The sequence below is a fragment of the Pseudomonas sp. zfem005 genome (assembly GCF_032621735.1).
In the GTDB taxonomy this organism is placed as follows: domain Bacteria; phylum Pseudomonadota; class Gammaproteobacteria; order Pseudomonadales; family Pseudomonadaceae; genus Metapseudomonas; species Metapseudomonas solani.
The window spans coordinates 11,799-33,373 of the sequence record NZ_JAVYJE010000010.1 but is presented as its reverse complement, the minus strand read 5'-3'; the positions used below and the strand labels follow the sequence as shown (position 1 = coordinate 33,373).

The 21,575-nt window shown below is 64.6% G+C and carries 25 protein-coding genes; 7 read left to right on the top strand and 18 right to left on the bottom strand.

The annotated features are described in order from the left end of the window. The first annotated feature begins 281 nt into the window (after window positions 1-281). On the top strand, window positions 282-647 hold the full coding sequence (locus RTW82_RS21850) for a hypothetical protein (RefSeq protein WP_316926464.1): 366 nt from the start codon (window positions 282-284) through the stop codon (window positions 645-647). Between the two features lie 221 nt (window positions 648-868). Here the strand turns inward: RTW82_RS21850 and RTW82_RS21845 are convergent, their stop codons facing one another. Together RTW82_RS21845 and RTW82_RS21840 are read right to left on the bottom strand one after the other, a co-directional pair. Further along, window positions 869-1,084, bottom strand: a complete 216-nt coding sequence (locus RTW82_RS21845) for a hypothetical protein (RefSeq protein ID WP_316926463.1) — start codon at window positions 1,082-1,084, stop codon at window positions 869-871. Next, complete coding sequence (locus tag RTW82_RS21840) at window positions 1,081-1,350, bottom strand: DNA-binding protein (protein WP_165680330.1); 270 nt, start codon at window positions 1,348-1,350, stop codon at window positions 1,081-1,083. The genes RTW82_RS21845 and RTW82_RS21840 overlap by 4 nt, the downstream gene beginning before the upstream one ends. A 166-nt stretch (window positions 1,351-1,516) precedes the next feature. Here RTW82_RS21840 and RTW82_RS21835 point away from each other — a divergent pair, with 166 nt between their 5' ends. Next, window positions 1,517-1,702, top strand: coding sequence for a hypothetical protein (locus RTW82_RS21835; protein WP_021220418.1), 186 nt, complete (start codon window positions 1,517-1,519; stop codon window positions 1,700-1,702). 585 nt (window positions 1,703-2,287) lie between these two features. Here RTW82_RS21835 and RTW82_RS21830 read toward each other — a convergent pair. Both RTW82_RS21830 and RTW82_RS21825 read right to left on the bottom strand, forming a co-directional pair. Then, the gene (locus RTW82_RS21830) at window positions 2,288-2,503 is read right to left on the bottom strand and encodes a hypothetical protein (RefSeq protein WP_043245652.1); all 216 of its coding nucleotides are present in this window, start codon (window positions 2,501-2,503) and stop codon (window positions 2,288-2,290) included. Beyond that, window positions 2,496-2,768 (bottom strand): DNA-binding protein, encoded by a 273-nt coding sequence (locus RTW82_RS21825; protein WP_316926462.1) that lies wholly within the window; start codon window positions 2,766-2,768, stop codon window positions 2,496-2,498. The genes RTW82_RS21830 and RTW82_RS21825 overlap by 8 nt, the downstream gene beginning before the upstream one ends. A gap of 123 nt (window positions 2,769-2,891) precedes the next feature. Here RTW82_RS21825 and RTW82_RS21820 point away from each other — a divergent pair, with 123 nt between their 5' ends. Then, window positions 2,892-3,149 carry a DNA-binding protein gene (locus tag RTW82_RS21820; protein WP_316926461.1) on the top strand — a complete coding sequence of 86 codons (258 nt, stop codon included), beginning with the start codon at window positions 2,892-2,894 and terminating at the stop codon, window positions 3,147-3,149. Window positions 3,150-3,229: 80 nt separating this feature from the next. Here the strand turns inward: RTW82_RS21820 and RTW82_RS21815 are convergent, their stop codons facing one another. Then, window positions 3,230-3,697, bottom strand: a complete 468-nt coding sequence (locus RTW82_RS21815) for a hypothetical protein (protein ID WP_316926460.1) — start codon at window positions 3,695-3,697, stop codon at window positions 3,230-3,232. A 200-nt stretch (window positions 3,698-3,897) separates the two neighbouring features. Between RTW82_RS21815 and RTW82_RS21810 the strand changes: the two genes are divergently transcribed. Beyond that, entirely contained in the window at window positions 3,898-5,676 is a 1,779-nt protein-coding gene (locus RTW82_RS21810; RefSeq protein ID WP_316926459.1) for an acyl-CoA dehydrogenase C-terminal domain-containing protein, read from the top strand. 376 nt (window positions 5,677-6,052) lie between these two features. Here the strand turns inward: RTW82_RS21810 and RTW82_RS21805 are convergent, their stop codons facing one another. Beyond that, a complete protein-coding gene (locus RTW82_RS21805; RefSeq protein ID WP_316926458.1) occupies window positions 6,053-6,415 on the bottom strand; it encodes a hypothetical protein in 363 nt (120 codons plus the stop codon). A gap of 91 nt (window positions 6,416-6,506) precedes the next feature. Here RTW82_RS21805 and RTW82_RS21800 point away from each other — a divergent pair, with 91 nt between their 5' ends. Then, window positions 6,507-6,932 (top strand): hypothetical protein, encoded by a 426-nt coding sequence (locus RTW82_RS21800; protein WP_021220411.1) that lies wholly within the window; start codon window positions 6,507-6,509, stop codon window positions 6,930-6,932. A 53-nt stretch (window positions 6,933-6,985) separates the two neighbouring features. Here RTW82_RS21800 and RTW82_RS21795 read toward each other — a convergent pair whose 3' ends face one another. Together RTW82_RS21795 and RTW82_RS21790 are read right to left on the bottom strand one after the other, a co-directional pair. Further along, entirely contained in the window at window positions 6,986-7,414 is a 429-nt protein-coding gene (locus RTW82_RS21795) for a hypothetical protein (RefSeq protein WP_316926457.1), read from the bottom strand. Window positions 7,415-7,546: 132 nt separating this feature from the next. Further along, window positions 7,547-8,941, bottom strand: coding sequence for an amino acid permease (locus tag RTW82_RS21790; RefSeq protein WP_316926456.1), 1,395 nt, complete (start codon window positions 8,939-8,941; stop codon window positions 7,547-7,549). Window positions 8,942-9,396: 455 nt separating this feature from the next. Here RTW82_RS21790 and RTW82_RS21785 point away from each other — a divergent pair, with 455 nt between their 5' ends. Further along, window positions 9,397-10,104, top strand: coding sequence for a hypothetical protein (locus RTW82_RS21785; RefSeq protein WP_316926455.1), 708 nt, complete (start codon window positions 9,397-9,399; stop codon window positions 10,102-10,104). Between the two features lie 113 nt (window positions 10,105-10,217). Here the strand turns inward: RTW82_RS21785 and RTW82_RS21780 are convergent, their stop codons facing one another. The 4 genes from RTW82_RS21780 to RTW82_RS21765 all read right to left on the bottom strand — a co-directional run bounded on the left by RTW82_RS21780 (window position 10,218) and on the right by RTW82_RS21765 (window position 14,124). Beyond that, window positions 10,218-11,051 carry an AraC family transcriptional regulator gene (locus RTW82_RS21780; protein WP_316926454.1) on the bottom strand — a complete coding sequence of 278 codons (834 nt, stop codon included), beginning with the start codon at window positions 11,049-11,051 and terminating at the stop codon, window positions 10,218-10,220. An 83-nt stretch (window positions 11,052-11,134) separates the two neighbouring features. Further along, a complete protein-coding gene (locus RTW82_RS21775; protein ID WP_316926453.1) occupies window positions 11,135-12,043 on the bottom strand; it encodes a DMT family transporter in 909 nt (302 codons plus the stop codon). A gap of 3 nt (window positions 12,044-12,046) precedes the next feature. Next, window positions 12,047-12,691, bottom strand: coding sequence for a carbonate dehydratase (can, locus tag RTW82_RS21770; RefSeq protein WP_316926452.1), 645 nt, complete (start codon window positions 12,689-12,691; stop codon window positions 12,047-12,049). An 86-nt stretch (window positions 12,692-12,777) separates the two neighbouring features. Then, complete coding sequence (locus RTW82_RS21765) at window positions 12,778-14,124, bottom strand: flavin monoamine oxidase family protein (RefSeq protein WP_316926451.1); 1,347 nt, start codon at window positions 14,122-14,124, stop codon at window positions 12,778-12,780. A gap of 159 nt (window positions 14,125-14,283) precedes the next feature. Between RTW82_RS21765 and RTW82_RS21760 the strand changes: the two genes are divergently transcribed. Continuing rightward, the gene (locus RTW82_RS21760) at window positions 14,284-14,625 is read left to right on the top strand and encodes a hypothetical protein (protein WP_263404483.1); all 342 of its coding nucleotides are present in this window, start codon (window positions 14,284-14,286) and stop codon (window positions 14,623-14,625) included. Window positions 14,626-14,657: 32 nt separating this feature from the next. On the opposite strand, the gene rimI is transcribed toward RTW82_RS21760, so the two are convergent. The 6 genes from rimI to RTW82_RS21730 all read right to left on the bottom strand — a co-directional run bounded on the left by rimI (window position 14,658) and on the right by RTW82_RS21730 (window position 21,574). Further along, window positions 14,658-15,110 (bottom strand): ribosomal protein S18-alanine N-acetyltransferase, encoded by a 453-nt coding sequence (gene rimI / locus RTW82_RS21755; RefSeq protein ID WP_021220402.1) that lies wholly within the window; start codon window positions 15,108-15,110, stop codon window positions 14,658-14,660. Next, complete coding sequence (locus RTW82_RS21750; RefSeq protein WP_316926450.1) at window positions 15,107-15,925, bottom strand: energy transducer TonB; 819 nt, start codon at window positions 15,923-15,925, stop codon at window positions 15,107-15,109. The genes rimI and RTW82_RS21750 overlap by 4 nt, the downstream gene beginning before the upstream one ends. After that, the gene (locus RTW82_RS21745; RefSeq protein WP_316926449.1) at window positions 15,922-17,472 is read right to left on the bottom strand and encodes a 2-isopropylmalate synthase; all 1,551 of its coding nucleotides are present in this window, start codon (window positions 17,470-17,472) and stop codon (window positions 15,922-15,924) included. Before RTW82_RS21745 ends, RTW82_RS21750 begins: the two co-directional genes overlap by 4 nt. A gap of 157 nt (window positions 17,473-17,629) precedes the next feature. Continuing rightward, window positions 17,630-19,951, bottom strand: a complete 2,322-nt coding sequence (locus RTW82_RS21740; RefSeq protein ID WP_316926448.1) for a DUF6160 family protein — start codon at window positions 19,949-19,951, stop codon at window positions 17,630-17,632. Between the two features lie 14 nt (window positions 19,952-19,965). After that, on the bottom strand, window positions 19,966-20,556 hold the full coding sequence (locus RTW82_RS21735; protein ID WP_271659035.1) for a DUF6160 family protein: 591 nt from the start codon (window positions 20,554-20,556) through the stop codon (window positions 19,966-19,968). After that, the gene (locus tag RTW82_RS21730) at window positions 20,546-21,574 is read right to left on the bottom strand and encodes a hypothetical protein (protein WP_316926447.1); all 1,029 of its coding nucleotides are present in this window, start codon (window positions 21,572-21,574) and stop codon (window positions 20,546-20,548) included. The genes RTW82_RS21735 and RTW82_RS21730 overlap by 11 nt, the downstream gene beginning before the upstream one ends. Between the last annotated feature and the right edge of the window lies 1 nt (window position 21,575).

Here is a 21,575-nt window from a genome sequence, read left to right as displayed (position 1 = left end):
AGCCAACCATGGATAAAACTCAGAAAGCTAGTTGGCCTCTTGTTTCGGATAGTCCCAGCTTCACTAGCCAAGCCCAGACGGTGTGCGCAGTTTCAACTGCCTTCGCTACTCCATGCCCCTGATCATTTCCGTTCAAATGGTGCGTCACAAAGGCATCGCGCCCCGAACCACAACTCGATAAGTTCCATCCTGTGTCTGGCTGGTAGGCCAGCATGATGGGCGTCAGAGGCTAATGGCCAAGCGCCTCAGAAGGGCAAAGAAAAAATTGCAAAGGAAGCAGTATGAAAAAAGTGATGCTGGCACTCGCACTCTTGGCAACGACCGCTCATGCCGAGGACTTCGACATGAAGTCGTACGTGGACAGTGCGTACCAGAAAGGTGATTCCGTTCCCTTCAAATGCGTAGAGGCCGATGGCTCTTTCGACTCCTTAGATCTCTACGGCGAAGAGGAGATGCTTTGGACCAGATACGTGGGGGGTGATCCGGTCGCGAGGCAGTTCGTAAAGCCCAGAATCTCGAAAGACAAGGTCGTGATTCCGCTCGAAAGCACTTATGAAGGCGCCTCCGAGCGAGTGTTCACCTTTGTAGCTAAGGAAGGGAACAAGGTGACCTGGAACCACGGGAAGCCTTGCACAGTGAGCCTGTAGCCCGGTCCGCCTCGGGCTGGGTGCCCATGCCCTTATCCACACCTCCCACATATAAAGCTCCTCCGGCAGCACATAGCCCCAGCGCCCCCGGATATCGGCACGGGGCGCGCGGGGGCGGCGGGGGGCGGCTGGGACGGGGCGCCATTGGCCGTAGGCCGTGGGGGTGAGGATGCAGAGCAGGCGCAGTGCGGGGTGTGCCTGCTGGGGGTGAACGGCCTTGTTCATATGAGCTCCCGGTTATGGCGGTTGGTGCGCTGGTGGTAGGCGTTGAAGGCGAGGCAGTCGAGGCGCTTGATTTCGGTGGTGTCGAAGGTGTTTGTGTCCTGCAGGGCGTCGAGGTAGCCGCTCATGCGGATGTAGTAGGCGAGCGAGCGCTCCGAGTCGGCGTAGCGAATGGCCTTGAGGAGCAGGCGCAGTTGAACGTTGATGGCTTTCATTGGGCGTAGTCCCCCGCGCTGAAGACTGTTTTGCCGCTCTCCAAGTCGAGGCGGATGCGGTGCAGGTTGATGACGCGGCGTCGGCCGATCTTCACGGTGGGGATGGTGTTGCTCTCTACCCAGCCGCGCACCACGTCTTCGGTGATCTCCTCGATGCCGCACATTTCAGCCAACACCAGCTGCGTGCAAAACGGCGCACAGCGGAAATCGCTCATTCGCTCAGGCTTTGCGCCCGTGCTGAACCTCACTACTCCAGACTGTTCCATACAGACACCCTATAATCGGCCACTCTAAGCCATTCCGAGTAATAGATACTCAAAGCAATCTAGGGCACTGCTGCTTTCGAGTAAAGGTTACTCAAGTCGAGAAAAATCAATGGATGACGTAAGAAACAGAGCACTTCAACTGATTCGGGCTGTAGGACCGAAGCACTTGAGCGAACTCGGGGGCAAGAACTACGAGCGCTGGCGGAACATCAGCGGCGGCAAAATCAGGATCAGCACCGAGGAAGTGGGCATCCTGGCTGAGGCTTATCCACAGTTCGCGCTCTGGCTGATATCCGGGCGCACGGAGCCCGAGAACGGGCACATCAGCCCGGATGACGCGCCTTCTGCGTGATAGCAGAGGGGTGAAGCCGGACCAGGGGCAAACCAGCCCCGAACACGACGGTCTGATCGCCCCGCCCTCCTAGGCCCTAGCACCGCCTTTCACCTTCCCACGCTCGATGCCCACGTCATGGGGCGCCGGGCGTTCCTCTCCTGATCACTCGCCTTCACTCCCGCCCTCCCCAGCGACGCGCCACCAACTGCTCATGCAGTGACCACGCGACGGCGTAGGACTGGCAGATTCGACCGGGAGCCAGGAGTCTGGATCAGTTTTCTGACTTGGTAGCGCACGTCCTGCAGTGACGAGGCGGTAATTCCAAATCTGCGCCGCATGAAGAGAAGCGTCGGCTCATCTCACTCCCAACTGCTGGCCCCCCTTCCCTGCCCGGCCACCCGTGCGGCTTCCAAGCGAAGGTTTCGCGCAGGTAGAGGCCGGCAGGTAACGCCAGTCCCCAGCGCCCTTGAACATCGACCCAGGGTGCGCGTGCCCTCAGCGTCGTGACAGGCACCGCATGCAGTGATCCCGTGGACGACGGCACCAGCAGGCAGAGCAGGCGAAACTCCCTGCGCCTGCGAAAATTCAGGACATTTCCTTTCATCACTCCCTCACAAGATTCCGGCCACGGCGCTGCGCAAACGCGTTAAGCCCGAGCTGATCGAGGCGCCGCAACGTCTCTGCTTCATAGGCGCCCGTGTCCTGCAACGCATCCACATAACCGGTAAAGCGCATGAACTGTGCGAACGCCCGATCCGGATCCGAGTAGCGAATCCTCCGCAGAAGCAACAGCAGCTGATGGGCAGTCGTCCTATTCATTCGCGTAGTCCCCTGCGCTGAAGACCGTCTTGCCCTGATCCAGGTCGCTGCGAATGCGATGGAGATTGATCACCCGGCGACGCCCGATCTTCACGGTGGGGATCGTTCTGGTTTCGACCCAGCCGCGCACCACGTCCTCGGTGATCTCCTCGAGGCCGCACATCTCCGCCAGGACGAGTTGAGTGCAGAACGGCGCACAGCGCGCGTCGTTTAATCGTTCAGGCTTTCCATCAGCGCTAAGCCCCACTACGCCAGACTGTTCCATATAAAGCTCCTATAATCGGCTCTATATTTGGACGAGCCGTGTACTTAATACACGTCTCAAATACACGCAAATAATACATTAAACCGAAAAAGCATAAATGTAGGAAAAGTCTGGGAATAGTGTATGAGCGAAGGAATTACGCAGCGCGCCATGCAACTCTTGGAAATGGCCAGCATCACCGAATTATCAGAAGCAGGTAGTACGGGATATGTTCGCTGGCAGAACATAAAGCGTGGGCGTGCTCGCCTTGGTGCTGATGAGATAGGAGTACTAAGCAGAGTTTTTCCGCAGTATCAGTGCTGGTTGATCAGCGGAGAGTTGCGTCTCCAAGACGGACAAACCAGCCCCGAACACGACGGTCTGATCGCCCCGCCCTCCTAGGCCTAGCGCCGCCTTTCACCTTCCCCCGCTCGGTGCCCACGTCATGGGGCGCCGGGCGTTCCTCTCCTGATCCCCCGCCTTCACTCCCGCCCTCCCCCGCGACGCGCCACCAACTGCTCATGCAGTGACCACGCGACGGCGTAGGGCTGCTCGCGCGGGTTGAGGGCGTCCCCTGCCTTTCGCCAGCGAGCTTCATCCAGCCCGCTGCGGGCGATTTCGTGGGCGAGTGCATCGATCTGCCGTTCTAGCGTGCTGCCCAGGCCGGCGGTAACGGTCAGGGGCAGGCCGAACAGCGGCCGCCCGATAAAGGCGAGGTGGCGTTCCTCGGGCACATCGAGGCCGGTGGCCTGGATGCCCAGCAGGACGACACGGCTCTCGGCATCCACCACCTCCAACCCGTACGAGCCGCCATCGCTCAGGGCCCAGCCGTCGAGGCGCTGGAGGGGGTAGGCCAGGCGGGGCACCTGGGTGAGGTAGAGGTAGCCGGCGCCTGCAGCACTGGCGGCGAGTGCCAGGGTGAGTGAGGTAATCCCTAACGCGCGTTTCATCGAGGCCTCCTTGCGGGTGGGCGAAGCCTACAGGGCGCGGGGCCTGGCGGGCCATGGCGGCTTGCCGGGGCGCTGAAAGCGGAACTGGCCGGTCATCCCCCCGGCGGGAAAAAGTTGTACAAACCCCTTGTACAAACTTATACGCAGCAGTAGAAAAGCTATACAAATTCACTCAATGTACAGCTTTAGAGGACTCCACCATGCCGGCCTACCGCGCGCCGCTCCGCGACATGCGCTTTGTGTTCGATGAAGTACTCGATGCCTATACGCACCTGCAGGCGCTGCCGTCCCAAGGGGAATTCGGCGGGGACCTGGGCAGCGCGATCCTCGAAGAGGCGGCGCGCCTGGCTGAAGGCGTGCTGGCCCCGCTGAACAGCTCGGGCGACAAGGAAGGCTGTCATTACGACCCGGCGACCCGCGCGGTGAAGACGCCCGAGGGGTTCCGCGAGGGCTACCGCCAGTTCGCCGAAGGTGGCTGGACGGCGCTGGCCTGCCCCACCGAGTTCGGCGGCCAGGGCCTGCCTCATGTGCTGAACATGATGGTGGAGGAGATGGTGTGCTCGGCGAACCTGTCGCTGGGCATGTACCCGGGCCTGACCCACGGCGCCATCAATGCCCTCACCGCCCACGGCACCCGCGAGCAGCAGGAGACCTATCTGCCGAAGCTGATCAGCGGTGAGTGGACCGGCACCATGTGCCTGACCGAGCCGCAGTGCGGCACGGACCTGGGGCTGATCCGCACCCGCGCCGAACCCCAGGCGGACGGCAGCTACGCGCTGAGCGGTACGAAGATCTGGATCACCGGCGGTGAGCACGATCTGGTGGAGAACATCGTCCACCTGGTGCTGGCCCGCCTGCCCGATGCGCCGGCCGGGGTGAAGGGGATTTCGCTGTTCCTGGTGCCCAAGTTCCTCGCCGATGGCAGCCGCAACCCGGCCTTCTGCGGCGGGCTGGAGCACAAGATGGGCATCAAGGGCTCGGCCACCTGCGTGATGAATTTCGAGGGTGCCAAGGGCTGGCTGATCGGCGAGCCCCACAAGGGCCTGCGCTGCATGTTCACGATGATGAATTCGGCACGCCTGATGGTCGGCATGCAGGGCCTGGGCATTGCCGAGAACGCCTACCAGATCAGCCTGGGCTTCGCCCGTGAGCGCCTGCAGAGCCGCTCGCTGAGCGGGCCGAAGGCGCAGGATAAGCCGGCGGACCCGATCCTGGTGCACCCGGACGTGCGGCGCATGCTGCTGCGCCAGAAGGTGATGATCGAGGGCAGCCGCGCGCTGGCCTACTTCACCGGCCTGCATCAGGACATCGCCCACGACCACCCGGACGCGGAGGTGCGCCAGCAGGCGGACGACTTGGTGCAACTGCTGACGCCGGTGGTGAAGGCCTTCCTCACCGACGAGGGCTTCGCCTGCGCCAACGAAGGCCTGCAGGTGATGGGCGGCTCGGGCTTCACCGAGGACTGGGGCATCGAGCAGCTGGTGCGGGATTGCCGCATCACCCGCATCTACGAAGGCACCAATGGCATCCAGGCGCTGGACCTGGTGCGCCGCAAGCTGGCCCTGGGCGGCGGCCGTGCGGTGCGCGGCTTCTTCCAGTTGGTGGGTGAGTGGCTCAAGGCCAACCCCGAGGCGGCCCACGTGGCCAAGGTGGACAAGGCGCTGCGCCAGTTGCAGCAGGCGACGATGTGGCTGGCCACCGAAGGCATGAAGGACCCGGAACAGGCCGGCGCTGCGGCCACGCCCTACCTGCGGCTGTTCGCACTGACCGCGCTGGCCTGGCTGTGGGCCCGCATGGCTCAGGTGGCCCAGGCCAAGCTGGACGCGGGCAGCGAGGAGAAGACCTTCTACGGCGCCAAGCTGAAGTCCGCCGACTTCTACATGACCCGAACCCTGACCGAGACCGACGGCCTGCTGGCCGAGGTGATGGCAGGCAAAGCATCCCTGATGGCGTTCAACGAGGACGAGTTCGCCGCATAGCCAACCCTCTCCTCCGTATGCGCACGCCGGCAATCCCTCCCCTTTTGATTGCCGGTTTTTTTTGCCCGGAATTGGGTCGGCCCCGGGGCTGGCCGGGGCCGTCGGGTGGGCTTCAGCCCACCGGCCAACACCGAGCGGGACCGATGCGGTTCGCCGAGTTCACCGCATCCTACGAGCAGGCGATGTGCCGTTTTTTGGTGGGTGCGTCATGGGGCCGTAGGGTGGGCTTCAGCCCACGCTGTCTGCCTCTGGTGGGCTGAAGCGGAACGCCGCCCGGCCCACCCTACAAGGCATACGCAGAACGCCATTGGTGGATGGAAAGAGCGCCATCCACCCTACGCCCCGAGAGGCGATGTGCCGGTTTGTGGGGGTGAATTCATTCGCGATTGGTGAGATGGCCGAGGTGGCGAGTCAGCGTGTCGATCAGGAACCAACCTGAAAGCGGCAGGCCGATGAACATCATCGGTACGCTCAGGAACAGCGCTCGCCCAACCCAGGCGGTCATGTCCTGCCCGTTCGACAGGCAGTCGTGCAGCCGCAGCCCCTTGGTGTTGCCTTGGCAGTCGAAGTGCTCAAAGGCCCAGATGCCCCATTGCCATCCCAGCCAGGTAACGCCCACCGGGAGCAAGGCCAGCGCGTAGCGGCTCAACCAGCCCAGCCGCTCGGCACGCCTCCAGAGCAACCAGGGCGGCGCGAACAAGAAGGTGACGAGCAGTGGCCAGAACAGCAGGTCGATCATGGGGTACGTCCTGTACAGAGAGCGTCCAAGCAAGGGGCACGATCTTAGCGTCGTCGGGGCCGTGTCGGGTGCCTGAAAGAGATCCACTGGCATGAGCACAAAGCAGCCTGTCATGCTTGCCCGAAGCGACAACCACCTGAAAGGAAGCATCTTGAAGAAAACTACGCTGGCACTCGCGCTCCTGGTAACCACCGCTCACGCGGACGACTTTGATATGAAGTCATACGTGGACAGCGCCTATAAGAAAGGCAACTCCGTCCTCTTCAAATGTGTCGAGGCCGATGGCTCATACGACTACATAGATCTCTATGGCGAAGACGAGATGCTGTGGACGAGGTACGTGGGGGGTGATCCGGTCACAAGGCAGTTCGTAAAGCCCAAAGTCTCGAAAGACAAGGTCGTGATTCCATTCGAAAACGCTTATGAAGGTGCCTCGGAACGAGTGTTCACCTTCGTGGCCAAGGACGGGAACAAGGTGACCTGGAACTACGGGAAGCCATGCACCACTGAACTCTAGTGGCCTCATGTTCCCGGAAGGCTAAAGCGAGCCCTCCGGGAACCATTAGCAATTCACTTTCCCAGTCTCGATAGCGCTAGAGCCGTCCCAAACCCCGCCCCCGCCACCATCACCGGCAACACCGCATACCCCAGCACCTCGATCGCCATCTCCAGGCTCGTGTAGGTGCTCCAGCTCGCCACCCGGTTGTCGAAGATGCTGATGTCCACCAGGTACCACGCAAGCATCGCCAGCAAGGTGGCCAAGGCCACCCTGAGCAGGCGGTGAGTGATGCGCTGGCCGAGCCAGCGGGCGAGCAGCAGGAGCGGGATAAGCAGCAACGCATGCACCAGCAGCTCCTCGGCGAGCGAGTAGCGGCCCATGTCCGAGGGCGGGTTGCTGGCGAAGGGCGCGAGCGCCCAAAGGCCCTGGAGCAGGGTGCCGATGATGAAGAGCAGGCTGATCGCCAGTGCGCGGCTGGCGGTGTGGAGTCCGTTGCCCACGAAGTGATCCGTACTGTGGATAAGGTGCCCATTGTAAGCCGTGAGCGGGAGGTGAACCGCCAAGGCATTCGCGCCTGCCCAAATGAAAACACCCCGCACCAGTCGGGGTGTTTGGGTGCATCAGCGCGGCGGTCAGGAAGCCAGATTGCCTACCGCACTGTCCGCTTCGACCTTGGCCTTGAGGTTGAGCACCTTGTACAGCACGGTCAGCAGCACGAGGAACGCCGGGCCGATGTACAGGGCGATGCGGGTTTCCTCGAAGAAGGCCATCAGCACCACCACCAGCACCAGGAAGGCCAGGGCGAGGTAGGAGCTGAGGGGGAACAGCCACATCTTGAACTGCAGCTTGCCCTGTTCGGCCGGGCTCAGGCTGCGGCGGAACTTCATCTGCGCGAGCAGGATCATGGCCCAGGTCCAGATGGCGCCGAAGGTGGCGATGGAGGTGACCCAGACGAACACCTTCTCCGGCACCAGGTAGTTCAGCAGCACGCCGAGCAGCAGGGCGCCGATGGACAGCAGCAGCGCGTTGCGCGGTACGCCGTTACCCGAGGTCCGGGCGAAGGGCTTGGGCGCCTGGCCGTGCTGGGCGAGGCTGTAGAGCATGCGACCGGTGCTGAAGATGCCGCCGTTGCAGGAGCTCAGCGCCGCGGTGATGACAACGAAGTTGATGATGCCGGCGGCGGTCTTGATGCCGAGGCGTTCGAAGGTCATGACGAAGGGGCTGCCCTGGGTGCCGATCTCGTTCCAGGGGTAGATGGACATGATCACGAACAGCGCGCCGACATAGAACAGCAGGATGCGCCAGAACACCGAGTTGATGGCGTTGGGGATGGTCTTCTGCGGGTTGCGCGCTTCGCCGGCGGTGAGGCCGATCATCTCCACGCCGAGGTAGGCGAACATGACCATCTGCAGCGACATGAGCACGCCCTGGATGCCGTTGGGCATGAAGCCGCCATGGTTCCACAGGTTGCTGATGCCGGTGGCGATGCCGCCATTGCCGATGCCGAAGACGATCATCCCGGCGCCGGCCACGACCATGGCGATGATGGTGACGATCTTGATCAGGGCGAACCAGAACTCGAACTCGCCGAAGGCGCGCACGGTGATCAGGTTGATGGTGCCCATGCTCGCCAGGGCCAGCAGGGCCCAGATCCAGCGGTCCACGTCGGGGAACCAGATCTGCATGTAGATGGCGACGGCGGTGATCTCGGCGACGCAGGTCACCAGCCAGAGGAACCAGTAGTTCCAGCCGGTGAGGAAGCCGGCCAGCGGGCCGAGGTAATCCTGGGCGTAGCGGCTGAAGGAGCCGGCCACGGGGTTGTGCACGGCCATCTCGCCGAGGGCGCGCATGATCACGAGGATGGCGAGGCCACCGATGATGTAGGAGAGCATGATGGCGGGGCCGGCCATCTGGATGGCCTTGGCGGAGCCAAGGAACAGGCCGACGCCGATGCAGGCGCCGAGGGCCATGAGGCGGATGTGCCGCTCACCCAGGCCGCGTTGCAGTTCATGTTCGCTGCTGGACATGTGAACCTCTTATTTTTGTAAAAGGGCTGGCACCCGCCGAGGGGTAACCCGGCAGGGCTGACTGTTGTTTCCGGTGACCGGGTCGCGGGACCAGAAAGCAGAAGTCGCCCGTTCGGCAGCAAAGACAAGGCAGGCTTTGTCGGCCGGATACGGACGGTTGGCTGTTGTATAGAGGGGGCACCGAGGGGGCAATGCGACAATCGGCTTCCCGATTAAAACAGCTGAATCTGCCGCGCGAACTATACAGGGCGAGAGAAATAACTTCGATGCGACCTTCTGACAGGCGGAGTCGTTCTGGTACGGCGGTTCTTGGAGCGAAAGAAGTCGACGCTACAGGTTCCTGGCCGTTTCGCCAGGAACGGCCAGCGTGATGGGTTGGCCCAATCTGAATGACCAAGATTGCGGAAGCGACAGGACAAGGTGATCCTGCAAGCCCTCATTCAAGGATGAAGCGAATGACCCGTGCCATTGCCCTGCTGGCCGCTCTGCTGAGCTGCCTTCCTGCCTGGTCCAGCAATGACCACCTTGATCCAAACGAGCAAGCAGATCGATCAGTGGCTCTTGAGCAAGCCAAGCGATATGTCTTTCGACAGGCGTTTGAGGAAGGCACGCTGTTCAATACCATCCTCAGCCCCGCCCTCTCCCTGGAATCCGTTGCCGGAGTCGCAAAGCACGGGACTGTCACGGAGGCATTCGTGCTCATCCCAAGCACGGACATACGTTTCTCCTTGAGGCTTCAAAAATACGAAGCCGAAAAGGATGCGTCCCGCCGCGCAATGCTGATCTCGACACCAGGACTCTATGAACAGGTACGCGCAACCACACCCACGAACTATCGAGAGATCAAGACAACACGCATCGCCCGCCCGTTGACGGAAACAAGGGCCCAGGCGCTGAGTGACATCTGGAGAGAAGAACTGGCAGGCACTCGCCCCGAAAGCGATAGCAACCTGACTCTGGATGGCTACAGCATGTATTTCTTCATGCCGTCGCCCAGTGGCGAATGGCTCTCAGGCACGCTCTCGAGTCCCGGCGAGGGATCCAGGATGGAAGCCTTGGGCCGGCTTGGCTGGGAGCTGCGGCAGTATGCAGAAGGCAAGATCACCGAGCAGGAGCTGGACCAGCGCATCGCCGCTTATCAAGAGCGCTACCTGAAGCCCTGATTCGCAGGCTGGCGCTGAGCCCAGCGGAGCACGGGTCGAGCCGCAGCACGGGGTCCCAGCACCTATCTGGGATCCGGCGAAGGCGCTTCCCTGCCCCGCCGGACCCCGTTGCCCTACTTCAGCGGCATGCAGATGCAGGTCTGCAGCTGCGCGGGCGGGGTGGTGCGGGGGTCGTTCATGTACATCTCGAACATGGGGAAGTTCGACGGTTCGTGGCCGCTGGCGGGCAGCCATTGCGAGAACATCCAGTTGTAGGGCTTTTCCATCTCGTTGTACGGGCCGGTGTAGGTCAGTACGGCGCAGCGGCCAGCGGGGATTTCGAAGCGCAGCAGCTCGTCGCCCAGCACGGCATCGGGCGCCACCGGGACGCAAGCCATCGAGCGCAACTCGTGCTCGGGCACCTGGGCGGGGTCGTCGAAGTAGATGCCGTAGCCGACCGACTCGGGCTGGGCGATGCCGCGGGTGGCGGCGAGCATGAAGACGCGGGCGAACTGCGGGCCGATTTCCTGGTAGCTGCCGCGATGGGCCAGGGCTGCCAGGGTGACGCCGGGTAGGGTTTCGATCTTGATGGGGTACATGCCGAGCTCCTTGGGGTCGAAGGGTCGGGAGCGGGCTGCGCGATAGCGCCCCGGCGGGATGCCGAAGGCGGTGCCGAATGCCCGGTTGAACGCCGCGTCCGACTCGTAGCCGGCGCGCTGCGCCACATCACGCAAGGAAGCCTCGGGGTTGCCCAGTGCCACCGCCGCGCGGTGCATGCGGATGCGTTGCACCGTGGCGTTCACCGTCTCCCCCATCAAGGCGCGGTAGACGCGATGGAAGTGGTACGGCGAAAGGCAGGCCAGGTCCGCCAGCCGGTACAGGTCCGGGTCGGCGTCGGGGTGGCGAGCCAGCCAGTGCAGGACGGGTTCCAGGCGCTGGCCATGGTGGTTCAGGGTCTCGGGCTTCATGCGGTCTCCTTGGAACGCACTGTAGCGACGGCGGTTTTGCAGATTTTGCGCTTTTTACGGGCGAGGCCGAAGGCGCCAGTGGCCTACTTCGCCCGCTGGCGGGTACCCAGCAGCAGGCCGGCGAAGATCATGCCGCCGCCCACCCAGTGGTAGCCCTGCAGCGCTTCACCGAGGATGAGGAAGCCGAGGATCGCGGTGAACACCGGCATCAGGTAGTTGGTCAGCGAGGCCTTGGCCACGCCGAGCACGGCGATGCCGTGGTTCCACAGCAGGTAGGCGATCAGCGAGGCGAAGGTGCCGGTGTAGCCGATGGCGACGAGGTTGCGCAGGCTGGGTTCGAAGTGGGCGCCACTGGCCAGTTCCAGCAGGTAGAAGGGCAGCAGCAGCGGCACGCCGCAGAGCGCCAGCGCACCGAGGAAGGCCAGCGGCGGGATGCCCTGGAACCAGGCCGCCCAGCGCCGTTGCAGCAGGGTGTAGAGCGCCCAGTCGAGCACCGCCAGCAGCATGATCAGGTCGCCCGGGTTGAAGCTCAGGCTGGCCAGCGAGGCCAGGCTGCCGCGGCCGATCAGCACCAGCAGCCCGAGTATGGCCACCGCCATGCCCAGCCAGGCACGCCGCGTCGGCCATTCACCCAGCAACAGGCCGGCACCGATGAAGGTGGCCAGCGGCAGGCAGGTGTTGAGCAGGGTGAGGTTGATCGCCACCGTGGTGCGCGCGGCGCAGTACAGCAGCACGCTGTAGGTGCTGATGCCCATCGCCGCCACCAGTACCAGGCGCCAGCCGGCTCGACGCACGGCGGCGCGGTGCTGCCAGAGGGGGCGGGCGACGAAGGGCAGGAGAATGGCCAGGGCCAGGCTCCAGCGCCAGAAGGTCAGGGCGATGGGCGGGATGTCGTCATGGAAGGCCCGCGCCACCAGGGCGTTGCCGGCCCAGCAGGCGCTGGCCAGCAACAGGCCGGCCCAGGCCAGGGCCGGGGCGCGTGTTTCACTCATCGGTCAGCCCTGGCCCAAGGGGCGCAGGCGGTATTGCGGCGGCAGTTGCTCGATGCCGCTGACGGTGACGTTGAGGTTCTTCCAACGGCCGTCCTTGATGCCGTAGATGCAGCCGTGCACGGACAGCTCCTGCCCACGGTGCCAGGCGTTCTGGACGATGGAGGTGTGGCTGACGTTGGCTACCTGCTGCATGACGTTGAGCTCGCACATGCGGTCGACGCGCTCTTCCTCGCTGGTGAACTGCGCCAGGTGCTCGCGCTGGTCGTAGTAGAGGTCACGGATGGTGCGCAGCCAGCCGTCGATCAGGCCGAACTGCACGTCCTGCATGGCCGCGCGCACGCCGCCACAGCCATAGTGGCCGGTGACGAGAATGTGCTTCACCTTGAGCACGTCCACTGCGTACTGGACCACCGACAGGCAGTTGAGGTCGGTGTGCAGCACCACGTTGGCGACGTTGCGGTGGACGAAGAGGTCGCCCGGCAGCATGCCGACGATCTCGTTGGCCGGCACGCGGGCATCGGAGCAGCCGATCCACAGGTATTCGGGCACCTGCTGCTTGGCCAGCTTCTCGAAGAACTGAGGGTCACGTTCCTTGATGTTCTCGGCCCAGCGGGCGTTGTTGTCGAACAGCTGCTGCAGGTCGCTCATCGGTCTTCTCCTCATTCTTATGGCCGGCGCACCTTACGGAGGGTGCCAGGCTTTGACAAGCGCCCGCCGCGCGCCGTCACAGCGGCTCAGCCCGCCGCCAGCACTTCCGCTACCGCACGCTCGGCCGCCTCCACGGCGCCGTCGAAATAGCCCATCCAGCGCGTGGCGGTTTCGGTACCGGCGAAGTGCAAGCGCCCATGGGGCTCGCGCAGGCGTGCCGCCCCCGTGGTCCATAGCCCCGGCGGGAAACAGGCGGCGTAGCAGCCCCGGGCAAAAGGCTCATCGGCCCAGCACTTGTCCACATACTCCAGGGGCGCCAATGCCTCCTGGCCGAAGTAGCGAGCGAAGCACTCGAGCACCACGGCGCGACGCTCGTCCTCGCTGCGCATGGACCAGTGCCGCGCCTCGTCACCCTCGATGAAGCCCAACAGCACGCCGCCAGGGGAGCCGGGCAGGCTGTTGTCGAAGGTCAGCCGTACCGGCCCCACTTCGCTGGTGGCCTGGCCGGAGAGCCCGCGCTCGCGCCAGAAAGGCCGCTGGTAATGCGCCATGCATTTGATCGAGGCGCCCTGGGGCTGGCGTTGCAGCATCTGGTCTCGCCAGCCGGGCAGCAACGGCGCCTGGGTGATTCTCAACAGCTGGGTCGGCGGCACGGCGAGGATCACCCGCCCGGCCTGGTAGCGCCCGCTGTCGGTGAGCAGCTCGACGCCTTCCCCATCCTGGCGCAGCGCCCGCACCGGCTGACCGAGGCGCACCGCATCGCCCAGACGCGCGGCCAGTTCCAGGCAGATACGTTGCGAGCCGCCCTGGATACGGTCCTGCTGGGCGCCGTTCTCGACGCCGAGGATGCAGTCGAAACCACTGCCGGCCTGTACGTAGAACAGCACATGAAGGAAGGACAGGTCGTGGGGGCTGGCGGCGAACACGGCGCCGCTCATCAGCTCGAACACCTTGCGCCCCTGGGCGGTCTTCAGGGTGCGGCGGATCCACTCGGCGAAGGTCATCGAGTCCCATTCTTCCGCACGCGGGTGGCGGGCCGGGTCATCCAGGGGGATCTGCCGTGACAGGCGCTCGAAGCGCATCTGCGCCTGCAGTACATCCAGCAGCACCAGCGGCGAGAAGCGCGGGATGGTGCCGCGATAGGGCTTCAGCCGGCCGCCGAAGAAGGTCAGGTTGTCGCCCTGGTTCCACAGCGGGAAGGTGGAGAGATTCAGCTCGCCCAGCAGCCCGAGGATGCGGTCCTGGGTCGGGCCCACCCACTGGCCACCCAGCTCCACCACATCGCCTGTGGATAACCCATGGTTGAGGGTGCGCCCGCCGACCCGCTCGTTGGCCTCCAGCACCTGCACGCGCTTGCCGGCACAGGCGAGGCGCCAGGCGGCGGTCAGCCCCGAGATACCCGCCCCGACCACGATCACGTCCGTTTGCTGCATGGCGACCTCCTCGCCTGATGGTGGCAAAAGGGTACGCCGGTACCAGAAGTCGGAAAATGGCCGTAAATGCCAGACTGGCCGACGGATCGGGGCAAATGGGGGGAATCTTTCCGCGTGGCGGCCGTCCACCCTCCATAGCCACAGCGTGGAGGCCACGCCATGAGCCAGCCAGACCCGACCCGCAATAACCCCGCAACGGACGAGGAGCACGATCCCAAGGCCCCGGAGAAGTCGCTGACCGAAGCGCCTGCCGGCAGCGGCCCGGTGGAGGAGTTCCCGCCGCGTCAGTTGCGTGAGGCCGGCCTGACCCGGGGCGGCACACCGCACCCGCCGAAGGATTTCGACTTGTCGCCGGAAGAGCTGCTGGAGGATGAGACCGATGAGCCGCTGGCTAAGCCTAGCGGCACGTTGTCACGGGATTTCGACCTCAGCGTCACCGGTGACGAGGAAGAGGAGCTGCACGAGGAAGAGCAGCCCCGCTACGCCCGGCGTGCCCGCTAGCTTCTAGGGACGTCGTCGAGCGCAGGCATTTTTCAGTCCAGCAGGGTGCAGGCCATCACCAGGGCATCCTCGCGGCCACCCACCGCCGGGTAGTAGCCCCGGCGCCGGCCGATCTCGTTGAAGCCATAGCGCTCGTAGAGCCGGTAGGCCGACTCGTTGCTGGCACGCACTTCGAGGAAGCATTCGCCGGCCTTGAGTTCCAGCGCGCGCTGCATCAGGTGCTCCAGCAGGCGCAAGCCCAGCCCTCGCCCCTGGCTTTCCGGCTTTACGGTGATGTTGAGCAGGTGCGCCTCATCGATGATCACGTTGATCACCCCGTGGCCAACCTGCTGGGTGCCTTCGAACATGATCCAGCAGTCGTAGGACTTCAGGCCGTCGGCAAAGATGCCGCGCGTCCAGGGATGGCTGAAGGCGGCGTATTCGATCTTGAGCACTGCATCGAGATCCGCCTCGGTCATCCGGCGGAAGGAAACGGCATCGGTCATTCAGCGGACTTCCAGCGTCGCGTCACCCGGCGCATGGCTTGCCACAGCTCGGCCTTGCGTTGGGGCTCATCCATCAGCAGCTCCAGGCCGGGCACGGCCCAGGCAGCGCCCAGGCCTTCGACCTGGAGTTCGCGGCAGTAGGCATCAGCGTCGGCTTCCCCGGCAAAGCGGATCGCCGGCAACCCCACCAGCCACAGGCAACTGCAACCGGCACCTTCTTCCATGCGTGCAGCGACGAAGCCCTGGAGGAAATCACGTGCAGCGTCTGGCCCCTGGTCCATGTTGCCGCGCACCAGCAGCGGCCAGCGCACCGGCTCACCGATCATCTGTGGCGCATCCGGCAGGCCGGCGGCACGCAGCAGGTCCTTGAGCAGCAGGTAGGCCGGGTCGCGGCTCTGGAAGCCTTCGCCGGTGGGCAGTTCGACCAGTAACAGGCAACTGCCGGCACGCAGCAATTGCAGGGAGAAACGCGGTGGCGCCACCGGAGCGGTTTTCACCGGCTCCGGGGTCGCTTCATTGGCGGGCTCCGCCGTCGGCTCGGGATTAACCGCTACGCGCGGCGTGGTGCCGGGGCGCGGTACCTCGATCTTCGGTCTCGTGGGTGCCTGCACCGGTGCCTCGGCTGCGGCCGGATTGGCCTGGGTCGTGGCAGCGGCGGGAGTGTGCACCCGCGTCGGTTCAGGTTTCGGCGCGGCCTCGGGCTGCACCAGCAGCTCGGGGCGCGAAGGCGCAGCGAAGGGCAATACCGTGCGCGGCAGCCAGGTGGCGACCTGCATGGCATCGAGATAAGCGCGGCGACGGAGCTCTTGGATCAAACGTCAGCTACCTGTGGATGGGCTTTGCGTACGCCGGCCTGCATGAGGTTCAGCGCGTTGAGATAGGCCTTGGCGGAAGCGACAACTATATCGGTATCCGCACCGTTGCCGTTGACGATTCGTCCGGCTTTTTCCAGACGCACCGTCACCTCGCCCTGGGAGTCGGTGCCCTGGGTGATGGCGTTGACCGAATACAGCTGCAGGTTGGCGGCCGAAGCAGCGAGGCTTTCGATGGCCTTGAAGGTGGCGTCCACCGGGCCGGAGCCGTCGGCGCTGGCCTCACGCTCGACACCGCCGATGCTCAGTACCAGCCGCGCGTGGGGCACCTCGCCGGTGCGCGAGACGACTTCCAGGTGGGCCAGGCGGAAGTGCTCCGGCGCTTCCTCGCCGAGGCTGTCGGAGACGATGGCTTGAAGGTCTTCGTCGAAGATTTCGTGCTTCTTGTCAGCCAGCACCTTGAAGCGGGCGAAGGCGGCGTTGAGTTCGGCCTCGCCGGGCAGCTGGATGCCCAGCTCCTCCAGGCGGGTACGGAACGCGTTGCGCCCGGAGAGCTTGCCGAGGGACAGCTTGTTGGTGTGCCAGCCGACGGACTGCGCGGACATGATCTCGTAGGTTTCGCGGTGCTTGAGTACGCCGTCCTGGTGGATGCCCGATTCGTGAGCGAAGGCGTTGGCGCCGACGATGGCCTTGTTCGGCTGCACCGGGAAGCCGGTGATGCCGGAGACCATGCGCGAGGTGGCGAGGATGTGCGGCGTGTCGATGCTGGTGTGCACGCCGAGGATGTCGGCGCGGGTCTTGATCGCCATGACGATCTCTTCCAGCGCGGCGTTGCCGGCGCGCTCGCCCAGGCCGTTGATGGTGCATTCCACCTGGCGTGCACCCACCGCTACCGCCGCCAGGGAGTTGGCCACGGCCAGACCCAGGTCGTTGTGGCAATGCACGGAGAACACCGCCTTGTCGGCGTTGGGGATGCGCTGCAGCAGCTGGCGGATGGTCTCGGCGTACTGGTGCGGGATGGCGTAGCCGACGGTGTCGGGGATGTTGATGGTGCGCGCGCCGGCGTCGATGGCCGCCTCGATGATGCGGCAGAGGAAATCGATTTCCGAACGCCCGGCGTCCTCGCAGGAGAACTCGACATCCGCGCACAGGTTGCGCGCGTGGCGCACCGCGCGCACGGCCTGCTCCACCACCTGGTCCGGCTGCATGCGCAGCTTGTACTGCATGTGGATGGGGCTGGTGGCGATGAAGGTGTGGATACGCCCGGAGTTGGCGCCCTTGAGGGCTTCGGCGGCGCGCTCGATGTCGGCCTCGACTGCACGGGCCAGGCTGCACACGGTGCTGTCCTTGATGCTGTCGGCGATGGCCTTGACCGCTTCGAAGTCCCCCGGGCTGGCGATGGCGAAGCCTGCCTCGATCACGTCGACGCGCAGCCGCTCCAGGGCCTTGGCGATGCGCAGTTTCTCTTCCCGGGTCATGGAGGCGCCGGGACTTTGCTCGCCGTCCCGCAGGGTGGTGTCGAAAATGATGACGCGATCGTTATTGTTCATTGTGGTCACTCCTCATGTCCCCACCGTGGATGCGGCCGGGGCGCTGGCTAAAGACGCCGCAGCTTGTGGCCGCGACGACGGATGACGAATTGTGGCGCGAAACGCGCGAGGCGGGAAGGCACGGGCGGCGCGCGGAAGGCGCCGCCGGGCGGGCGGCTCAGTTGATCGGCGTGGCGGTGAGGTTGGCGCGGATATCGGCGTTCTGCAGCTTCACCCCGTACATGGAGGTGACGGCGCCGCCGGTGGGGTGCACGTGCTGGATGCGGTCGATGTTCACTTCCTTGAAGTGGATGCGACCGTTGACCGCGAAGCCCAGCGGGTCGGGGGTAACGGCGGTGCAGGTGCTGCCGTTCTTGGTGCAGACCTTGGTCGGCGCGACGTCGAGGTTGAGGTCGGCGTTGAGGCCGTAGGTGTTGGCGTTGGGGTCCTTGGGGTTGCCGTCGGAGGTGTAGAAGTTATCCACAACCAGCTGGCTGCCGGTGCCGTTCACGCCGTTGACGCGGTCGGTCTCGATGATCACCTGGTTGCGCTTCTCGTCGGTGGCCACGCCATTGACCGTGCTGTCGATGGCGGTATCGCGCACGTAGACGTTCTTCAGCTTGACCGAGACGCCCTCGTTGCCACGGTCTTCCCAGCGGCCGCCGCTGGCGGAACAGGCGCTGGAAGTGGAGCCGCTGCCGCCCACGCAGAGGGCACCGGCACCGCCGGAGCTGAGCGCCAGGGTGGAGCCCTGTTCGTAGCGCTTGAGCACCAGCCGGCCGAGGCTGGTGCCGGTGGCGCGGTCACCCCAGCGCAGGTCGGCGACATCGAGGTTGGACCAGTAGGTGCCCTTGCGCAGTTCGACGCCGTTGTTGCTGACGTCCACCGAGCCGTCGCGGAAGTGCATGTCGTAGCGGGTGCCGGAGAGCCACAGGCCCTTGCCGGTCTCGTCCACGGTGATGGCGGCGCGGGCGTCGGTGATGAAGAAGTCGGCGTTGTAGCTGATGCCCGAGCCGCTGCTGCCGCCCGGCTGCAGGGTGAGTTGGCCGTTGAGGGTGAAGTCGTAGGCGGGGAAGATCTCCATCAGCACCAGCAACTCGGTGCCGCCCTGCAGCGGCGCGTTGGCGCTGCCCACGCGCAGGCCATCGAAGCTGTAGCTGCCCTTGACGTTGTTCAGGCCCAGGCGCAGGCCATCGAAGTGGCCGCTGTAGCTGCCCTTGCTCATGTCGCTCTGGGTGCCGGCGTAGCACGAGGTGGAGGCGCCGGCCGCGCAGCTCTTGGTGATGTCCAGGGTGACCTGCCCAGTGCCGTTGGTGCGCAGCCCGCTGAACCACATGCTGTTGCCGTTATCGGTGAGCGAGACCGAGCTGTTGGCCATGTTCCAACTGACATCGGCGGTGATGCCCTTGAGGCCCGAGTTGGGGTCGCCACCTGGGCGCAGCTTGAAGATGTTCTTCTTCGCACCGTCGTCGACGAAGTTGAGGTCGATGCCCAGGCTGCCGAGCTTCTGGTTGGTGGGGTTGCCGATGATCAGGCCGCCCAGGGTGGCGTTGAGCTTGAGATCGGCGAAGGCGACCTGGACGAAGCTGCCGTTGGCGTCCTGCATCAGGTCGAGGGTCAGGCCGGAGAGGCTGCGCAGAGTGCCGGAGAAATTCTCGGCACGCAGGATGCCTTCGTCCTGGTACTGGAACAGGCTGTTGACGATGTTCACGTCGGGCCGGATGCGCAGGCCCGAGCCACTGGCACCGCCGCTGGAGATGCTGACGCTGCCGCCCAGGCGCAGGTCCATGTTGAGCTTGCCGAAGCTCTTGCTGGCATTGGGGTCGCGCAGGTCCGGTGCATCGGGTGTCACCGGCAATGCAGTGGGGTCGCCATGGGCCAGGTCCAGGCCGATGCCATTGATGGCGGCGACGAAGCGCGAGTTGCCCAGGTCGAGGCGTACTGCCTGGCCATCTCCGCCGCTGACGATGTCGATGTAGGCGTTGTTCAGGTAGGCGTCGAGGCTCATGCCTTTGACGATCAGGTCGAAGCCGTTGTCGCGGTAATAGAAGGTGACATCGGAAAGCGAGAGCCGGCTGTCGTCCACCGAGATGCCGGTGACGCCGCTGGCGCCGCCGCCCTTGATCTTCAGCGTCGCACCCAGGGTGTAGAAGGCGCGTAGGGAACCGAAGCTCTTGGTGCTGCCGCCCATTTCGATATTGGTGACGCTGAGCGCCTGGGCGCTGCTGGCGTGCTCGATCTGCAGGCGCTGGTTGACCACGTCCACCTTGGTAGTGGAAGTGATGCTGGAGCCACTGCGCGGCTGGTTGCTGACGCCACGCAGGTTGAGGCTCTGGCCGTCCTCGCTGTAGCTGATGTTGCTGGCCGACCAGCCGGCGCTGGTGGTTTCCAGGCTGATGCCGTCCTGCCCGGTGACGTCGGACAGCGCCGTGTCATCCAGCGCCTGCATGGCCTGGGCCAGGGGGCTGAGGAGTACCGCGAACAACGCAACTGCACGCATCGCCCTGCTCCTTGTTATTTGGGGAAGACCAGCACGCTGCCCTGCATGCGGATGTCGCCGTCGATCTTCGCCGAGAAGATGTTGGTCTGCTGGAAGGTGGAGTCGCCGCCATTGGCGGTGGTGCCCACCTTGTTGCGCCAGCCGCCCTGGTTGGCGACGGCGAAGGCGAAGCTGCCGTCCTTGAAGCGCACGTTGTTGGGCAGGCCCAGCTCGATCACGTCCTGGTTGAAGCCGGCGGCACTGTCGTTGATCAGCCGGGTGCGCAGGGTCAGGCCTTCGAAGCTGAACACGCCCTTGAGATTGTCGAGCACGTACCAGCCGCCCGCTGCCTCGGTGCGGATGGCGATGCGCATGCCGCAACTTTCCGGGGTGCTGGAGCCCGCCGTGGCGCAACTGCGCTCGCCGATGGTCCATTGCGCGGCGTTGTTGGTGGCCGGGGTGCTCCAGAGCACGCCGCCGCCCTTGTTGATACTGAACTCGCCGGAAAGGTAGACCCCACCCTGCCCGCTCGTGGCGCTGAGGTCGGCATCCGCCATGGGCTTGAGCTCGGCCTGCGCGCAACCGGCGGCAAGCAGCAGGACCAGTGGGAGGAGTCTAGAGGTCATGGCTGGTCACCTTCAGGTAGTTGATGCTGAGGCCGCCGATCTCGTTGTAGCCGAAGTTGTAGCCACCAGTGCTGAAGTTGCCGGTGCCCACCTTGAGGTTGTTGAAGATGATGCTGGTGCGCGGCGCGTTGGCGTAGAAGTCGTCCGCCAGCGCCTGCTTCTGGGCGGCCGTGGTGCCCGAAGCCGTGGGGTTCTGCAGCTCCAGCACGAACTGGCCGTTGCTGCTGACATCGAACAGCAGTGGCTGGCTCTTGCCGTAACCCAGAGCGACGGTGGCGTAGGCACCACTCATGAAGATAGTGCGGTCACGTTGCTGCTCGGCGGTGGTGCAGCTGGCGCTACCTGCCGCGCAGGACATCAGCTGGATGCTCTTGGCGAACAGGTTGATGCGCATCTCGCCGACCATCTGGCTCTTGGCCTTGTCGCCCCAGAGACGCAGGTAGGACCCGTCCATGGCCAGCTCGGAGATATCCAGGTTGAGCACGTCGGTGCGGCCGGCGGCGACCTGGAAGTCGAAGCGGATGCCCAGGTCGACCTTCTCCGTGGCGCGGCTGGAGCAGGTGTTGCCGCCAGTGGAGTAACCGCTGATGCAGGCCGAGCCCCCCGTGGTAAGGCGCTCGGGGAACATGAACTCCAGCACCGAGACACCGTTGGGGGTGGTTTGCACCCACTGGCCGGCATCGTTGAGGGTGCGCAGGGTCTCGCCGCGGGCCAGGTTGAGGGCGAAGGGGTGGTCCAGCCGGCCAATGGTCACGGCATTGAGGTTGGCGCCGTTGTTGCTGCCGATGGCGCCGAGGTAGAACTCCTTCACCGCGATGGGCACGTTCTGCCCGCTGCCGTTATTGATGTCGTTGAGGGTGATGGTGGCGTTGCTGGCATCCAGCAGCACCTTGTCCAGCACGAAGCCGATGCCGGCGCCGTCGACGCTGGACAGCTCCTCGTCATCCAGCGCCCTGAGCTCGGCCTGGGCAACCGAAGCCGCCAGGGCCAGCAGGACTGCGATCGAAACCCGGCTCATG

What these genes read in the sequence shown, in the direction of transcription:
- RTW82_RS21775 (WP_316926453.1), bottom strand. Translation starts at nt 12,043, where the DNA reads ATGAGTGAAACACGCGCCCCGGCCCTGGCCTGGGCCGGCCTGTTGCTG.
- RTW82_RS21740 (WP_316926448.1), bottom strand. Translation starts at nt 19,951, where the DNA reads ATGCGTGCAGTTGCGTTGTTCGCGGTACTCCTCAGCCCCCTGGCCCAG.
- RTW82_RS21805 (WP_316926458.1), bottom strand. Translation starts at nt 6,415, where the DNA reads ATGATCGACCTGCTGTTCTGGCCACTGCTCGTCACCTTCTTGTTCGCG.
- RTW82_RS21840 (WP_165680330.1), bottom strand. Translation starts at nt 1,350, where the DNA reads ATGGAACAGTCTGGAGTAGTGAGGTTCAGCACGGGCGCAAAGCCTGAG.
- RTW82_RS21735 (WP_271659035.1), bottom strand. Translation starts at nt 20,556, where the DNA reads ATGACCTCTAGACTCCTCCCACTGGTCCTGCTGCTTGCCGCCGGTTGC.
- RTW82_RS21845 (WP_316926463.1), bottom strand. Translation starts at nt 1,084, where the DNA reads ATGAAAGCCATCAACGTTCAACTGCGCCTGCTCCTCAAGGCCATTCGC.
- RTW82_RS21825 (WP_316926462.1), bottom strand. Translation starts at nt 2,768, where the DNA reads ATGGAACAGTCTGGCGTAGTGGGGCTTAGCGCTGATGGAAAGCCTGAA.
- RTW82_RS21760 (WP_263404483.1), top strand. Translation starts at nt 14,284, where the DNA reads ATGAGCCAGCCAGACCCGACCCGCAATAACCCCGCAACGGACGAGGAG.
- rimI (WP_021220402.1), bottom strand. Translation starts at nt 15,110, where the DNA reads ATGACCGATGCCGTTTCCTTCCGCCGGATGACCGAGGCGGATCTCGAT.
- RTW82_RS21790 (WP_316926456.1), bottom strand. Translation starts at nt 8,941, where the DNA reads ATGTCCAGCAGCGAACATGAACTGCAACGCGGCCTGGGTGAGCGGCAC.
- RTW82_RS21810 (WP_316926459.1), top strand. Translation starts at nt 3,898, where the DNA reads ATGCCGGCCTACCGCGCGCCGCTCCGCGACATGCGCTTTGTGTTCGAT.
- RTW82_RS21850 (WP_316926464.1), top strand. Translation starts at nt 282, where the DNA reads ATGAAAAAAGTGATGCTGGCACTCGCACTCTTGGCAACGACCGCTCAT.
- RTW82_RS21785 (WP_316926455.1), top strand. Translation starts at nt 9,397, where the DNA reads ATGACCCGTGCCATTGCCCTGCTGGCCGCTCTGCTGAGCTGCCTTCCT.
- can (WP_316926452.1), bottom strand. Translation starts at nt 12,691, where the DNA reads ATGAGCGACCTGCAGCAGCTGTTCGACAACAACGCCCGCTGGGCCGAG.
- RTW82_RS21780 (WP_316926454.1), bottom strand. Translation starts at nt 11,051, where the DNA reads ATGAAGCCCGAGACCCTGAACCACCATGGCCAGCGCCTGGAACCCGTC.
- RTW82_RS21820 (WP_316926461.1), top strand. Translation starts at nt 2,892, where the DNA reads ATGAGCGAAGGAATTACGCAGCGCGCCATGCAACTCTTGGAAATGGCC.
- RTW82_RS21830 (WP_043245652.1), bottom strand. Translation starts at nt 2,503, where the DNA reads ATGAATAGGACGACTGCCCATCAGCTGCTGTTGCTTCTGCGGAGGATT.
- RTW82_RS21800 (WP_021220411.1), top strand. Translation starts at nt 6,507, where the DNA reads ATGAGCACAAAGCAGCCTGTCATGCTTGCCCGAAGCGACAACCACCTG.
- RTW82_RS21745 (WP_316926449.1), bottom strand. Translation starts at nt 17,472, where the DNA reads ATGAACAATAACGATCGCGTCATCATTTTCGACACCACCCTGCGGGAC.
- RTW82_RS21765 (WP_316926451.1), bottom strand. Translation starts at nt 14,124, where the DNA reads ATGCAGCAAACGGACGTGATCGTGGTCGGGGCGGGTATCTCGGGGCTG.
- RTW82_RS21815 (WP_316926460.1), bottom strand. Translation starts at nt 3,697, where the DNA reads ATGAAACGCGCGTTAGGGATTACCTCACTCACCCTGGCACTCGCCGCC.
- RTW82_RS21730 (WP_316926447.1), bottom strand. Translation starts at nt 21,574, where the DNA reads ATGAGCCGGGTTTCGATCGCAGTCCTGCTGGCCCTGGCGGCTTCGGTT.